The organism is Oleiphilus sp. HI0043 (assembly GCF_001634935.1).
The window spans coordinates 18,379-33,620 of the sequence record NZ_LWEY01001489.1; the positions used below are offsets into that span (position 1 = coordinate 18,379).

The 15,242-nt window shown below is 44.5% G+C and carries 19 protein-coding genes; 9 read left to right on the forward strand and 10 right to left on the reverse strand.

The annotated features are described in order from the left end of the window. The 10 genes from A3729_RS21250 to A3729_RS21295 form a co-directional block, all read right to left on the reverse strand. Positions 1 to 762 carry a Nif3-like dinuclear metal center hexameric protein gene (locus A3729_RS21250; RefSeq protein WP_068511135.1) on the reverse strand — a complete coding sequence of 254 codons (762 nt, stop codon included), beginning with the start codon at positions 760 to 762 and terminating at the stop codon, positions 1 to 3. A 15-nt stretch (positions 763 to 777) separates the two neighbouring features. Then, positions 778 to 2,082, reverse strand: a complete 1,305-nt coding sequence (hisD, locus tag A3729_RS21255; RefSeq protein WP_369808150.1) for a histidinol dehydrogenase — start codon at positions 2,080 to 2,082, stop codon at positions 778 to 780. A gap of 48 nt (positions 2,083 to 2,130) precedes the next feature. Next, entirely contained in the window at positions 2,131 to 2,763 is a 633-nt protein-coding gene (gene hisG, locus A3729_RS21260; RefSeq protein WP_068511138.1) for an ATP phosphoribosyltransferase, read from the reverse strand. Between the two features lie 26 nt (positions 2,764 to 2,789). Beyond that, positions 2,790 to 4,052 (reverse strand): UDP-N-acetylglucosamine 1-carboxyvinyltransferase, encoded by a 1,263-nt coding sequence (gene murA / locus A3729_RS21265; protein WP_068511140.1) that lies wholly within the window; start codon positions 4,050 to 4,052, stop codon positions 2,790 to 2,792. Positions 4,053 to 4,112: 60 nt separating this feature from the next. Beyond that, a complete protein-coding gene (locus A3729_RS21270) occupies positions 4,113 to 4,352 on the reverse strand; it encodes a BolA family protein (protein WP_068511143.1) in 240 nt (79 codons plus the stop codon). Between the two features lie 221 nt (positions 4,353 to 4,573). Continuing rightward, a complete protein-coding gene (locus A3729_RS21275; protein WP_068511145.1) occupies positions 4,574 to 4,897 on the reverse strand; it encodes a lipid asymmetry maintenance protein MlaB in 324 nt (107 codons plus the stop codon). Position 4,898: 1 nt separating this feature from the next. Continuing rightward, positions 4,899 to 5,618: a phospholipid-binding protein MlaC gene (locus tag A3729_RS21280; RefSeq protein ID WP_068511147.1), complete on the reverse strand. Its 720-nt coding sequence runs from the start codon at positions 5,616 to 5,618 to the stop codon at positions 4,899 to 4,901. Positions 5,619 to 5,689: 71 nt separating this feature from the next. Further along, positions 5,690 to 6,148, reverse strand: a complete 459-nt coding sequence (gene mlaD, locus A3729_RS21285) for an outer membrane lipid asymmetry maintenance protein MlaD (RefSeq protein ID WP_068509377.1) — start codon at positions 6,146 to 6,148, stop codon at positions 5,690 to 5,692. A gap of 46 nt (positions 6,149 to 6,194) precedes the next feature. Then, complete coding sequence (mlaE, locus tag A3729_RS21290; RefSeq protein ID WP_068511149.1) at positions 6,195 to 6,977, reverse strand: lipid asymmetry maintenance ABC transporter permease subunit MlaE; 783 nt, start codon at positions 6,975 to 6,977, stop codon at positions 6,195 to 6,197. A 32-nt stretch (positions 6,978 to 7,009) separates the two neighbouring features. Continuing rightward, positions 7,010 to 7,804, reverse strand: a complete 795-nt coding sequence (locus A3729_RS21295; RefSeq protein ID WP_197475971.1) for an ABC transporter ATP-binding protein — start codon at positions 7,802 to 7,804, stop codon at positions 7,010 to 7,012. A gap of 249 nt (positions 7,805 to 8,053) precedes the next feature. Here A3729_RS21295 and A3729_RS21300 point away from each other — a divergent pair, with 249 nt between their 5' ends. From A3729_RS21300 to rapZ, 9 genes are all read left to right on the forward strand, one after another. Then, the gene (locus tag A3729_RS21300) at positions 8,054 to 9,031 is read left to right on the forward strand and encodes a calcium/sodium antiporter (protein ID WP_068511153.1); all 978 of its coding nucleotides are present in this window, start codon (positions 8,054 to 8,056) and stop codon (positions 9,029 to 9,031) included. 45 nt (positions 9,032 to 9,076) lie between these two features. Beyond that, the gene (locus A3729_RS21305) at positions 9,077 to 9,619 is read left to right on the forward strand and encodes an HAD family hydrolase (protein ID WP_068511157.1); all 543 of its coding nucleotides are present in this window, start codon (positions 9,077 to 9,079) and stop codon (positions 9,617 to 9,619) included. A gap of 18 nt (positions 9,620 to 9,637) precedes the next feature. Next, a complete protein-coding gene (gene lptC / locus A3729_RS21310) occupies positions 9,638 to 10,207 on the forward strand; it encodes an LPS export ABC transporter periplasmic protein LptC (RefSeq protein WP_068553988.1) in 570 nt (189 codons plus the stop codon). Further along, positions 10,191 to 10,799: a lipopolysaccharide transport periplasmic protein LptA gene (lptA, locus tag A3729_RS21315; protein WP_068511162.1), complete on the forward strand. Its 609-nt coding sequence runs from the start codon at positions 10,191 to 10,193 to the stop codon at positions 10,797 to 10,799. The genes lptC and lptA overlap by 17 nt, the downstream gene beginning before the upstream one ends. 12 nt (positions 10,800 to 10,811) lie before the next feature. Then, a complete protein-coding gene (gene lptB / locus A3729_RS21320; protein WP_068511164.1) occupies positions 10,812 to 11,537 on the forward strand; it encodes an LPS export ABC transporter ATP-binding protein in 726 nt (241 codons plus the stop codon). Between the two features lie 310 nt (positions 11,538 to 11,847). After that, complete coding sequence (locus A3729_RS21325; protein WP_068511168.1) at positions 11,848 to 13,392, forward strand: RNA polymerase factor sigma-54; 1,545 nt, start codon at positions 11,848 to 11,850, stop codon at positions 13,390 to 13,392. 102 nt (positions 13,393 to 13,494) lie between these two features. Beyond that, positions 13,495 to 13,803 carry a ribosome hibernation-promoting factor, HPF/YfiA family gene (gene hpf / locus A3729_RS21330; RefSeq protein ID WP_068510392.1) on the forward strand — a complete coding sequence of 103 codons (309 nt, stop codon included), beginning with the start codon at positions 13,495 to 13,497 and terminating at the stop codon, positions 13,801 to 13,803. Between the two features lie 26 nt (positions 13,804 to 13,829). Then, positions 13,830 to 14,291: a PTS IIA-like nitrogen regulatory protein PtsN gene (gene ptsN, locus A3729_RS21335; RefSeq protein WP_068510396.1), complete on the forward strand. Its 462-nt coding sequence runs from the start codon at positions 13,830 to 13,832 to the stop codon at positions 14,289 to 14,291. A 42-nt stretch (positions 14,292 to 14,333) separates the two neighbouring features. Further along, entirely contained in the window at positions 14,334 to 15,206 is an 873-nt protein-coding gene (rapZ, locus tag A3729_RS21340; RefSeq protein WP_068510397.1) for an RNase adapter RapZ, read from the forward strand. Positions 15,207 to 15,242 lie beyond the last annotated feature (36 nt).

Genomic DNA, 15,242 nt, shown 5'->3' on the forward strand with positions numbered 1-15,242 from the left:
TTAAACTGGATTATCGATATCGATAAACTCAAACTCGATATCAAACTTTTCCTGTAAATGTTGCCCAAGTGCTTGAATCCCCCCTTTCTCGGTCGCATGATGGCCTGCGGCGAAATAGGCGACCCCGGTTTCTCTTGCGACGTGAACGGTTGGCTCGGATATCTCACCACTTAGGTAAGCATCAAGGTTCTGACTCACTGCAAGGTCAATCATCCCCTGGGCTGCACCAGTACAAAACCCAATATTCTGTATTAACCGGTTAGGCTCACCAACAAACTCGCATTGGCGACCTAGCTTGTTAGTCACATGCTCGGAAAACTGCTCAACTGTTACCGCCTTATCTAAGCGACCAACCTGCCCCACAGAACGCGGGTTTCCGAGTTCCAGTGGCCCCGTTATATCGATACCAAGACGCAGCGCGAGCTGAGCGTTATTTCCACACTCTGCATGAATATCGACAGGTAGGTGGTAAGCTAAGAGACTAATGTCGTTGACAAGTAACTGCTTAATTCTCTTTTTCTTAATACCCGTAATAGGCTGAGCTTCACCTTTCCAAAAGTAACCATGATGAACCAAAATAGCACAAGCATTCTGCTCTACTGCCGCATCTATTAATGCTTGGGAGGCGGTTACTCCACCAACGATTCGCTTAACAGAAGCTCGACCTTCTACCTGGATACCGTTCGGGCAATAGTCCTTAATCTTATCAACCGATAAATATTGCTGAAGATAGGTACTCAATTCTTGTAAGTTAACCGACATGATTACGGACCTAAGCTACTTGATGCGATATTCAGCGGAACGAGCGTGGGCTGTCAATCCTTCACCACGAGCAAGTACCGATGCCACCTTCCCTAACTCACTTGCACCCTCTGCTGAGAAGTGCAAAATCGAAGAGCGTTTCTGGAAATCGTACACACCTAGAGGCGAAGAAAAGCGTGCAGTTCCAGAAGTTGGTAATACATGGTTAGGTCCAGCACAATAGTCACCAAGCGCTTCGGCGGTATAGCGGCCCATAAAGATTGCGCCTGCATGGCGAATCTCTGTCAACAAGGCATCGGGATCTTCTACTGATAACTCCAGGTGCTCAGGTGCTATCAGGTTGCTAACATGAGCCGCTTGGCTCAGAGAGTCGACCTTAATGAATGCTGCCCTGGATACCAGCGATGCTGTGATTATTTCCTCACGCTCCATCGTTGGCAACAATTTGCTAATACTGGCTTCAACCTGATCTAAAAACTGCTCGTCTTGTGATATCAAAATAGGCTGAGCGTTTTCATCATGCTCTGCCTGTGAAAACAGGTCCATTGCAATCCAGTCTGGGTCAGTTTTCCCATCGCAAATCACAAGAATCTCTGAAGGACCGGCAATCATATCAATACCAACGGTACCAAATACTTCTCGCTTGGCGGTCGCCACAAAAATATTTCCTGGCCCAACAATTTTGTCGACTGCTGGAACAGTCGCTGTACCGTAAGCTAAGGCTGCAACCGCTTGAGCACCCCCAATAGTGAAGACACGGTCGACGCCGGAAAGCGCCGCAGCTGCCAATACAAGCTCGTTAACTTCACCCTTAGGTGTTGGCACCACCATGATGACCTCAGGCACACCTGCTACCTTTGCAGGAATAGCATTCATCAAAACAGACGAAGGATAAGCCGCTTTACCACCTGGCACATACAAACCTGCCTTATCAAGTGGTACTACTCGCTGGCCAAGGCGCGTGCCATCCACTTCAGTAAAGTCCCAAGAACCCTGATTCTGTTTTTCGTGATAGCCTTTTACCCGCTGTGCAGAGATCTCCAAAGCCTGCTTTTGATCGGTAGGTAGGCTTTGAAGCGCTTCCATTAAGCGTGCCTTTGGAATCTCTAGCTCAGAGGCACTTCCAACACTCAAACCATCAAACTTAGAAGTGTATTTAACCAAGGCATCGTCGCCAGTAGATTTAACGTCATCCAGAATCGTTTTGACCGTCGCATGAACGTCATGATCAAGCTGATCATCCCATGCAACCAATTGCTTTACAGCAGCTTCAAAATTATCATCAGTACTGGATAAACGTTTAATATCTACCATTGAGATTTTCCTGTGTTAATAGTCATAACTCACCGAAGGTCAGCTTTGATAGCTTTATTTAACGGCTTTCTTCATTTTTTCAATAATTGGTTGAATTTGTGCGTGCTTCATTTTCATTGACGCACGATTCACAACAAGACGAGTTGTAATATCAGGGTGAATCATTTCCCTTGGCTCTAAGCCATTTGCTTTTAGGGTATTTCCGGTATCGACGATATCGACAATTTCATCAGCTAAATCTAATAGGGGCGCCAACTCCATCGCCCCATACAGCTTGATGATGTCAGTCTGAATACCTTGCTGCGAATAGAATGCTTTAGCCAGGTTTACAAACTTAGTGGCAACACGAATTCTTCCCTTAGGGCTAACACTACCTTTTTTCGCAGCAGTCATTAACTTGCATTTGGCAATACCTAAATCTAATGGCTCGTATAGGCCATCCGCGCCATGTTCCATTAGGACATCTTTTCCGGTAACACCGATATCTGCGCCGCCGAATTGAACATATGAAGGCACATCGGTGGCCCGGAGAATAATCATTTTCACATTCTCTACAGTGGTATCAAAAATCAGCTTTCGACTACTGGTGACATCTTCTAGCGGCTCGATTCCAGCCTCTTTAATCAGCGGAAGCGTCTCTTTCAAGATGCGCCCTTTTGACAAAGCAATTATTAGATTCTCTGACATAATTTTTTACTCTTAAACTTCACCGTCTAACTAGGCAGGCGCTTTATTTTTGCACCCAGTAGCTGCAGTTTTTCTTCAATGCATTCGTAACCACGATCAACATGGTAAATACGATCAACAAGCGTATCACCTTTCGCAACAAGCCCCGCAATTACCAATGAAGCAGAGGCACGAAGGTCAGTTGCCATAATAGGCGCAGCATGTAATTGCTCAACCCCGGTAATGATCGCAGTGTTGCCTTCGAGCTTAACGTCAGCCCCCATGCGCATTAACTCGTGAATATGCATAAAACGGTTTTCAAATACTGTTTCTGTAATTGAACCTGTGCCTTCTGCTACGCAATTCATCGATGCAAACTGTGCCTGCATATCAGTTGGAAACCCGGGATAAGGTGCAGTTTTCACTGATACAGCTTTAGGGCGCTTACCCTTCATATCCAGCTCAATCCAGTCTTTCCCTGTGGTAATGTGTGCCCCGGCTTCCTTAAGCTTGACCAGAACTGCTTCCAACAAATCAGCACGTGTGTCTTTAAGCTTTACGCGGCCACAGGTCGCAGCGGCAGCACAAAGGTAAGTACCTGTTTCAATACGATCTGGCAGCACGTCATAATGACAACCTTTTAAGGATGCAACGCCATTAATTTCAATCGTTGCGGTACCGTGACCTTTAACATCAGCTCCCATCGCATTCAGACACTCACCCAAGTCAACGACTTCAGGTTCTCGTGCAGCGTTATTCAGGATGGTTTTACCCTCAGCCAAAGCGGCAGCCATCATCAGGTTTTCAGTACCCGTTACAGTTACCGTATCAAGAAAGATGTTTGCACCTTTAAGCCGACCATTGCTAGAAGCTCTAATATAGCCATCTTCGACCTGTATATCGGCCCCCATTGCTTCGAGACCGCGCAGGTGCAAGTCCACTGGTCGACTTCCTATCGCACAACCTCCAGGCAAAGATACTTCCGCCCGACCGAAATGAGCAAGCAAAGGTCCAAGTACCAAAATAGACGCTCGCATGGTTTTAACCAGCTCATAAGGAGCAGTTAGTTCTTTAATAGTTGACGCATTTATCTCGACACTCATTTTTTCGTCGATCGTCAACTCAACCCCCATGCGTCCCATCAACTCAATCATCGTCGTGACGTCGTGTAAATGAGGAAGATTGCCAACAGTAACGGGTTCATCAGCCAACAAAGCTGCAGCCAGAATGGGCAAAGCTGCATTCTTAGCGCCAGAGATACGAATATCACCGTCAAGCTTTACACCACCACCAATTAATAACTTATCCACGATAAGCATCCTTCTATGTATTTGTTAAATTTGTCTACTGAGATATGCCTAAACAAAAGACTAAGCTTTTTCAGCCCACTCTTGGGGAGTATAGGTTTTGATGATGACCGCGTGTATCGTCCCATCAATTATATATTTATTAAGGCATGCGTAGATTAGCTGCTGTTTTTTTACGGGGCTTAGGCCAGCGAAGACCTCGCCTATCGCTGTAACCTGGTAGTGATAACCGTCAGACTCTACCCTTACTTCGACATCGTCCATTTGATCAAGAATTAGCTTTTCAACTTCTGATGCTTGCATACTCGCCCACTACCCAGTTAATTAATGATTGAAAAATAATAATATCGCTACACATGACAAAAAGGCATGCGTAAAAAGGCGGTATCATACAGGAATCGCAGAAGGGACTAAAGCCGCTTTATTACAAAGCATGCAAGAATAACGAGCAATATAGCCTTAATAAAAGACCAAGCTCTAGACACTAATTAGAGAGCAAAAGGCTAAGCAGATCCACCAGAGAGCTATTCAGCGCCCGCCAAGATCGATTCAACACCACCAACGCGCGCCATATTAAACAAATATTCAGGAAGATTGACATAAGATAATACGCAAGAGTGCTTGTTAGCGGCACGTAAACCACTCAGCAGAATGGCCACGACAATACTACTGACACTCTCTACGCCAGATACATCAATTTTAACAGACTTGTGTTCCGAGGAAGACTCCTGAACAAAGCTCAGAAGCAATGATTTTGCCTCACGAGCCTCACGCTCTGATAACGAACCAGCAAGTGATGCTTCAAGCATATCGCCCTGACTACCTTCCTTGCGTGAAATAGATATCACCTTAGGCACCCTCGGCTACAGAAGCCGTTTCTGGCTTAGTAATGATAATATCAGTACCGTCAGGTTTCTTAATATCTAGGTCGACACTCCACCCATCAATAACTAAGTCGAGGTCGCCTTTGCTTTTCCTATATTGAAGAGCAAAACGATCCCTGAAGGCCAAACCAACGTTGACACCGAAAACAATTACGTTTTCCATCAGCCACTGATTTTCTTTATTTAAATACATCGAATAAGCAACCGGCAGCACAGTGCCATTATCTGTTATCACTTGCATATCAACCACAGCTTTCTTATCACTACGGCTATTAAGCTTGGCTTTTGTTACTTTGATATCAAAGACACCACTTTCCACCAATGTTTTGGTATAGGTCGTATACAAACTATCTTTAAAAACCGAAACAAATCGATTTTTTTGTTCCTTAGAAGCCCTGCGGCCATACTTTCCCATGACACGTGCAGCGATACGACGAAAGTCCACTATTTTATTTAGTGCACCATCCATACTCGCTAAAAAGCGCTCTGGATCAGTTTCGTAGTATTCCCTTTCTACCTTAAATAATTCCAACACTTCAGTAACATTTTTCTCAACAGTCAGCCTGATTTCTTCAGACTCCAGACCCTGACTTGCGGTCGTGGTCGCTGCGTAAGATACTTGAGCTGCTGCAATACCAAGCGCCAAAACCAGCCAAAGAGTAACCAACTTAAATGCTTTATTCATAACGTTAAATTCTTATCAAATAAAAGTGAACCAGATTAGGAACTACCCAAAACTAGTCATTACACCATTAATTAGAGATCTATCTGGCCCGAGGCGAACGCACCAATAATTTTCTCTAAATTCATCGCAGACTGCGTATCAAAAATGGTATCGCCGTCTTTCAATAGCTCTTCTTCCCCACCAACACTGAGATCAACATACTTCTCTCCCAGTAAACCGGCCGTCTGAATCGATGCGACACTATCTGCTGACAGCTGATCAACAGATGAATATATTTCCATCTCTACCAGCGCTGTGTAAGACTGCTCATCAAGACTGATCCCGCTAACCTTTCCAACCGTTACACCAGATAATGACACCCGTCCTCTAACAGCGAGACCGCCTAGGTCGTCAAATTGGGCATATATTTTGTAGGTATCACGCGCCGAATCGCTTGTTAAACCACTCACTTGTATTGCCAAAAACGCCAAGGCAGCGAATCCGGCTATCATAAATACCCCTACAGCCGCTTCTATTGTTCTCTCATACATATGACGTCATTTTCCCTAAAAAGTTTAGTTTATTTTAAATAATTGTTTAGAAAGAGCTAAACATTACCGCTGTTAGTAGGAAGTCCAAGCCAAGCACCGCTAGCGATGAATATACGACGGTTTTAGTGGTAGCTATACTAATCCCTTCTGATGTAGGAATACTATCGTATCCTTGGAACACTGCTATCCATGTACAGACCAATCCAAACACAACACTCTTGATAATGCCATTTACAATATCTTCACGAAACTCTACCGAGCCCTGCATATTAGCCCAAAACGACCCCTCGTAAACACCCAACCAGTCTACGCCAACGAGCAAACCGCCAAAAACACCAACCATACTAAAGATTGCAGCCAGAAGCGGCATCGAGATAAAACCAGCCCACAAGCGAGGTGCAATAACGCGCTTTAAGGGGTCAACACCCATCATTTCCATACTACTGAGCTGCTCGGTAGCCTTCATCAGGCCAATTTCTGCCGTTAAAGCTGAACCTGCGCGGCCAGCGAACAGTAACGCTGTCACCACCGGCCCCAGCTCTCTAACCAGTGTTAAGGCAACCATCTGCCCAACAGCTTGTTCTGAACCATAATCGACGAGAATGCTGTAGCCCTGTAAAGCAAGCACCATACCGATAAACAAGCCGGATACAATAATAATAACAAGCGACAACACTCCGACGTGATATAACTGTTTGACCAGAAGGCGAAAGCCTTTGAGGTTTGGCGTTAAACCGAAAATAGCACGGAGCAAGAAAATCCCCGAACGCCCCATCGCCGCCCAAAAATCTATTCCCTTACGTCCATATTGAACAAAAAAATCAATCACTAAGCTAATCTCACACTTGAAGGAACTATGGGCTACCCTAACAATTCGCTACGAAAATCTGTAGCCGGGTAATGAAAAGGAACAGGGCCATCAGGCAAACCGTTAAGAAACTGCTTTACCAGCGGAGAGCCTGAGGTTTTTAGCTCCTCTGGAGAACCTTCACCAATGACAACACCGTCAGCCAAGATTACAGCATGATCACAGATGCTTAGGGACTCTGTAATATCATGCGAAACCAGCACGCTCGTTAAGCCTAATGCATCATTAAGCAAGCGAATCAATTGAACCAGCACTCCCATCGCAATAGGGTCCTGACCTGCAAAAGGTTCATCATACAAAATTAATTCGGGGTCCAAAGCAATGGTTCTTGCCAGGGCAACTCGCCGCGTCATCCCGCCCGACAACTCAGAGGGCATCATCTCTCTTGTGCCTCGCAAGCCCACGGCATGGAGCTTCATCAAGACAATATCTCGAATGATATCCTCAGGCAGATTAGTATGTTCGCGAAGAGGGAAAGCAACATTCTCATAAACACTCAGATCGGAGAATAGCGCTCCACTTTGAAAGAGCATTCCCATTTTCTGACGAGCTTCAAACAAATCTTTACGCTTAAGCTTGCTAACATCGACTCCGTCAACCAGTATCTCACCACTTACAGGCCGTAACTGACCACCGATCAATCTCAGCAGAGTAGTCTTTCCGGTTCCACTAGGCCCCATTATTGCGGTAACTTTTCCACGAGGGATATGCAAGGTCGCACCATTGAAAATACTTCGATGCCCTCTGACAAAATGGAGATTATTAATTGTTATATATGAATCCAAGATAGATTATCCCTAAACCTAGTAAATTCGCCACCGACTGACGCATTGCTTGGCTATTTAAACAAAGCTGCCTCATAGAGCCAAGGAAATTTAGCAATTTATTTGTACTTAATTCTCATCTTCATCAAATTGCTTTGCAATTACAAATTGGACATAATCACTTGCTTGCAATACCTGGCGATATCTTCACTAATAGGTATACTAAGGCCCTTCATTACACCCCTAGAAAAAACATTGATTAGATACTAACCTATGCTTCTATTTTCTTTAGCAATTATCCTCGGGCTTATTGTTCTTATTTGGAGTGCTGACCGATTCGTCAGTGGCGCCGTCGCTACAGCGCTCAACCTTGGCATGACACCGATGATGATCGGCTTAACAGTTGTTGCCTTCGGCACCTCAGCTCCCGAATTAATTGTTTCAGGTACTGCAGCACTAGACAATGCAAGTCACCTTGCGGTAGGAAATGCGATCGGTTCGAATATCGCAAACATTGCCCTAGTACTTGGCGCAACAGCACTGGTCTCGGCCATCCCCCTTAAAAAGGCAATTCTGAAGGTTGAGTTCCCGGTACTCATGGTCGCGACTTTCTTGGCCACCCTATTACTCAGTGACGGCATGCTGGATGCACTCGACGGTGTTGCACTATCTATAATTTTGTTTATTTCACTCATTGCTCTCGCCAAACTTCAAAACGCACCCGCGGGAGAAATCGATGAAATAGAAGACAGCAGATCCATCTCTGCAAAAAAAGCCTACATTCTTCTAGCTATAAGTATTGCTCTATTGCTCGCCAGTTCAAAGCTTTTGGTTTGGGGGGCAGTTGGCATCGCTACCGAGCTCGGCGTGAGCAAAATCATCATCGGCTTAACGATTGTTGCCATTGGAACCAGCCTACCCGAACTTGCAGCCTCCATTGCAAGCGCCCTTAAAGGCCATCACGACCTTGCCTTGGGAAACATTATCGGCTCAAACTTGTTTAATCTATTAGCAGTGCTAGCAATTCCTGCATTTCTTCACCCAATCTCACAGGGTGGCATCCCGATTAGTGAAGAGACACTATTCCGAGACTACGCTCTCATGTTTGCCCTGACCTTCGGGCTCGCTGCCATGGTTTATATCAAGCACGCAACCAAGAAGAACAGCCTTGGACCGGTAGCCGGCACGCTATTACTTGCTATCTATGGTGGCTACCTTTATGTATTGTACGAACAAACTGTACTTGCCTAGTTACAACACCTTCAACTTCACAACTAAGACTTTAGGGCCACCAACATGACTTTTAACGCACTTCCAAAAAACATTGCAGATAAAGCAGCCAGTATTAAACTCGTCGCACTCGATGTTGACGGCGTCATGACTAGCGGCAGTGTTTATTTCTCTGCACAAGGAGACGAACTAAAAGCCTTTAATATTCTTGATGGCCAAGGAATTAAAGCACTAATGAAGCATGATATCGAAGTCGCTATTATCACAGGTCGAACCTCAGCACTAACGGCGAGGCGCGCAAAAGACCTTGGCATTAAAAACATCCTTCAAGGAAGAGAAGACAAAAAAATTGCCCTAGGTGAAATTAGCGAAGAACTCGGTATTTCCTTTGACCAAATATGTTACGTGGGCGATGACTTACCTGACTTATCTGCAATCACCAGCGTGCAGCTAGGCATCACAGTTCCCAATGCGCATAGCCTTATTAAAAAGCATGCAGCACATTGCACTCAAACCCCTGGCGGCCAAGGTGCTGTCCGTGAAGTTTCTGACCTTATCCTGGAAGCTAAAGGACTTCTGGAAGCGTACCACCAGAGCTATTTATCTTAGACTCAAAACAGGCTATTTATGCTTAACCCGAGCCATTACAGACCTTTAATCATTGCCCTAGCCTGCCTTGCACTGGGTCTACTTTTATTTTCTGAAGAAAAGATAAAAGATACCCAAAAAAGCGCATCAGAAGCAGGTACAGACAGGCCCGCTGCATTCGTCGAAGGCGCAAGATTTACGCTATATGATGACAAAGGCTTCTCAACCAACTTACAAAGTAAAAGCGCATTATTTTACGCACAATCTGACCAAATCGATATCGAGCACATTGAGGCGACACTCTCAAATGAACAGGGAGAAATAATTCAACTTAGTGCCAACAATGGTGAAATCCAGCCAGACAGCGATACACTAATGCTTTCCGGAAATGTCATCATCGAGCAGATTATCCCCAGCGATAAAACATGGAGCATTGAAAGCGATCAAATATCGATAGACCGAAAACAGGCCTTTATCTCATCAAACCAAGCCGTTACCATTAGGAAAGATCAAAGCGTCATTCAAGCAACCGGCTTAAACGGCTGGCTTAATGAAAAACGCATTGAACTCCTTAGCAATGTCAGAGGACAGTATGCCTTCAATAAATAGCTTGCTCCGTGCCACCCTGTTAACCCTTTTGCCTGCTTTTTGTTTTGCAATCGACCCGAGCAGTAAACTTCCAATATCCATAGAGTCAGACCAGGCTAGCCTTGACGACCAGAATGGCACGTCAACCTATACCGGCAATGTCATAATCTCCCAAGGTTTATCTCGCCTAGAAGCAGATAATATTTCTGTAAAGGCGACAAATCGCAGCATTACAACCATCCAGGCCTCTGGCCAGCCAGCACACTTTGTACAACAAGTAAGCGCCGATAGCCCGAACACTCATGGCTATGGCAGCTCTATTACTTATATTGCAAAAGACAACTTGTTACGTTTTTCCGGCCAAGCTAAGTTAGTACAACAAGACAACTCCTTTTCAGGTGAAGAAATAGAGTACGACATTGTACGAAGAGCTATACGCGCCAAGGGAGATCAGACCCAAGGGTCTCGAGTTAAAATTCATTACTACCCTAATGCCGAGACCGCATCGGAAAATACTGAAGTGCCACTAATAAAAGGTTCTCCAGAAAACGAAAACAAACTGCCACTCGAACCTGCTCCAAATGCCGAGTCCGGTGCCGAGCAAAAGCAATAGACCTGAGCAACAATGAAAACTTTAAAAGCAGAAAACCTAGCCAAGGCCTATGATAAACGCCAAATAGTTAAAGATGTTTCCCTGACTATCAACAGCGGTGAAGTGATCGGGCTGCTCGGCCCTAACGGTGCTGGTAAAACCACTTGTTTCTATATGATTGTAGGCCTGGTTAAGCATGATAAAGGCAAGATATCAGTTAATGATACCGACCTATCATCCATGGCTATGCATGATAGGGCACGAAACGGTGTCGGCTACCTGCCCCAGGAAGCTTCAATATTTAGAAAGTTAAGTGTTCGAGACAATATCCTGGCGGTACTAGAGATTAGAAAAGATCTTTCTCGCAGCGAAAGGCGACAAAGAATGGAAGCCTTACTCGAAGAGTTTCACATCACTCACATCAAAGATAGTCTTGGCATGGCCTTGTCAGGCGGTGAACGTAGGCGAGTGGAAATAGCCAGAGCTTTAGCAATGGAGCCTGACTTCATTCTACTCGATGAGCCCTTCGCAGGTGTCGACCCAATATCGGTCAACGACATCAAGTCAATCGTCTCTCACCTTAAAAGTAAAAATATCGGCGTACTCATAACCGATCACAACGTTAGAGAAACGCTGGATATTTGTGAAAAAGCCTATATTGTTGGTGATGGCCATATCATTGCTTCAGGAAGTGCTGAAGACATTCTGAATAATGAAAAGGTCAAACAAGTCTACTTGGGCAATCAATTCAAATTATAAGCCAGTGGCTAGTTCATAGCATTCGATTCGAACAGCATATACAAACAATTAAGCATGACTTTCAGCTTAGAAATGAGTAGCATGCAATTTTCACGTCAACAAGACGATAACTTGATCTAAAACAATTATTTGTAGGCTGGTAACGTAAATATACTTTTATTTGTTTCACACTTTGCTATCTTCGCACTACACTTGTGTAAATGAAGTAAATATAAATACGTTTATTCACAGCGACCATTTCCGCAAAATATAATAAGCGACAATACATGATTCAAAATTTAAGTCTTAAGTTGGTGACATCCTCATGAACATGAAGGTTTCTCTCCAATTAAAGCTCGGTCAACAACTGACAATGACACCTCAATTGCAGCAAGCAATCCGCTTGCTACAATTGTCGACTCTTGACCTTCAAAACGAAATACAAGAAGCATTGGAATCTAATCCTATGCTCGAACTCCAGGACGATAACAACGAGCCTGGAAATACAAGTGATAAACAAGAAAATCAGAATGAAAGTCATCAAAATGATGGCAACGAGTACGCCTCTCAGGACAACCAACAAAGCAGTAGTACAGACACCAGTTCGAGCGAAGCACCTGCTAGCAATGAAGCCGACACGCCTAGTGAAGAGTGGTCAGATACTATACCGGAAGATCTGCCTGTTGATACGGCTTGGGATGACATATATACAAACAATGCGCCCAGTGGTCCCGTTCCCGAAGATGACAACAATGCCTTCGAACAAAGAAACGCTGCTACCGAGTCTCTTGCAGATCATCTAGATTGGCAACTTAACCTTACCCCCATGTCTGATCGCGACCGATACATTGCGATGTCATTAATCGACGCAACAGATACAGACGGCTACCTAACGAATACCGTTGAAGAGATACACGAGGGGCTGCACAACTCAGATGACGAAGACCCGGTTGAATTAGATGAAGTTGAAGCCGTCTTAAAACGCGTGCAGCACTTTGATCCACCTGGGGTATTTGCCAAAGACCTGCCCGACTGTTTGCTGCTACAGTTACGCCAGCTACCAAAAGATACGCCCTGGCTACCACAAGCAAAGCTTGTAATCAGCCACTACCTGAACTTATTAGGATCAAGAGACTACGCTCAACTAATGCGACGCAGCCGCCTTAAAGAGCATGAACTGAAAGAGGTTATCTCTCTAATTCAGTCTTTGAACCCTAAACCAGGTGAATCCATTGCTTCTTCCGAGCCTGAGTACATTGTGCCAGATGTCGTCGTAAAGAAAGAAAAAGGACGCTGGAAAGTTGAGCTCAACCCAGAGATTGCGCCAAAAATAAGGGTCAATGCAAATTATGCTTCGTTTATAAAGAGAGCTGACTCCAGTAACGACAACACCTTTATGAAGGATCAACTTCAAGAAGCAAAGTGGTTTATTAAAAGCCTACAAAGTCGTAACGAGACGCTTCTAAAAGTGGCAAGTAAGATAGTAGCTCACCAACAAGGCTTCCTTGACTATGGTGATGAAGCGATGAAGCCGCTGATTTTACATGATATTGCTGAAGCGGTAGAAATGCATGAGTCCACCATATCTCGTGTGACAACACAAAAGTACATGCATACGCCACGAGGCATATTTGAACTCAAATACTTTTTCTCAAGCCACGTCAGCACAACTACTGGCGGAGAGTGCTCGTCAACAGCGATTCGCGCAATTATTAAGAAGTTAATATCAGCAGAAAACCCTAAAAAACCTCTTAGCGATAGCAAGATTGCCGACTTGTTGAAAGAGCAAGGAATTAACGTCGCCCGCCGCACTATCGCAAAATACCGCGAAGCGATGTCGATCCCCCCATCGAACGAAAGAAAAAGATTGGTTTAATACAATATTTGATAACTTGCTGCCTGCAGCAAGTTGATTTGATAAGCGAAAAGTGAGTCAATATTCAACTCTCGCTAAAAATAACGATGATAGGAGAATACTATGCAATTAAATATCACTGGCCATCATGTAGATTTAACTGATGCACTTAAAGAATATGTGAAAACCAAATTGCAAAAGCTAGAGCGCCATATTGGCGGCATTAGCAACGTACAGGTAACCCTTTCTGTATCGAAACAAGCACATATTGCTGAATCAACGCTACATATCGCTGGTGCAGATATCCACGGCCACGCCGAGAACGACGACATGTATGCCGCTATCGACCAGCTAGTTGATAAGCTAGACCGTCAAATTCTTAAGCACAAGGAAAAGAAAGTTGACCGCGCACACGGCGCAGCAGCACGCTAGTTATTAGCGATCTTTAGAGTCGAAAAATGTCTGAAAATAAAATTACTATCGAGGCCATCTTGTCACCGGAGCTAACCCAACGCGGTTTGCCCGGTGGTAGCAAGAAAAAAGTTCTTCAACAGGCTGCACACCTGGTCTCAAAACAATTTCCTCATCTTGATGAAACTGAAATATTTGACAACCTTATTTCTCGTGAACGACTGGGAAGCACGGGAGTTGGGCAAGGAATTGCCATTCCCCACAGCAGACTGGAAAACTGCAAACAAGTTATTGGTTGTCTATTTACACTTGAAAAAAAGATACCTTTTGACTCGATAGATAACGAAGACGTTGATATTCTTTTCGTTTTACTTGTCCCCTCCGAGGCGACGAGCGAGCACCTGGATCTTTTAAGTCAAATTGCAGAGAAGTTCAACAACACTGCTTTTTGCGATAGTTTAAGGGAATCTGCTACAGGCACTGAACTTTATCAGAAAATAATTGCTTAAGACCTACAAACCTTAGAAGCTCAAAATTGCTAGGAACTTCTTATGAAGCTCGTTATTGTCAGTGGCAGATCCGGTTCCGGAAAAAGCACGGCCCTTCACGTCCTTGAAGACATGGGGTATTACTGCATTGATAATTTACCGGTTGGGCTTTTACTAAACCTTGGTAAACAATCACTACAAGGTAAAGATACAAGGTTAAGTAACGTTGCGATCAGTATCGATGCTAGAAATCTGCAGGGTGGAATAGAAGCATTCCCCCAAGTTTACGAGAAGCTAAAGCAGATGGAGATTGATGTCGATATCATTTTTCTTGACGCACAAAGTGAGACGCTCCTAAAGCGCTTTCACGATACTCGACGCAAACACCCACTTAGCAGCACAACACACTCACTCACCGAAGCGATTGAAACCGAAAGAACGCTTCTCGACCAGCTGGCACTAAAAGCTGACCTGACTGTCGACACTACGAAACTAACCCTATACGAGTTAAGAGACCTCATAAAACTTAGAGTGACAGGCAAACGAGAGCAAGAGCTCGCCATACTCTTTCAATCATTTGGTTTCAAAAATGGTGTTCCTAGCGATGCAGATTACGTATTCGACGTTCGCTGTTTGCCAAACCCATACTGGGACCCAAACCTTCGTACTTTTAGTGGATTAGATAAGCCCGTCGTAGACTTCATGAACGCCCAACCCGAATCCATACTAATGAAGGAAGATATCATTAACTTTCTCAGTAAATGGCTTCCTCAATTCAAAGCATCAAACCGTAGCTACATGACTATCGCGATCGGCTGTACCGGCGGCCATCACAGATCGGTCTATATTAGCGAACAGCTTGGTGCGCACTTCAAGTCGCAATTTGATAATGTCCAAATTCGCCACAAAGAGCTACCTTCACCTCACAAAACGTAATAAACTACCCTCTTTTCATTAGCTTAGTAGAACATC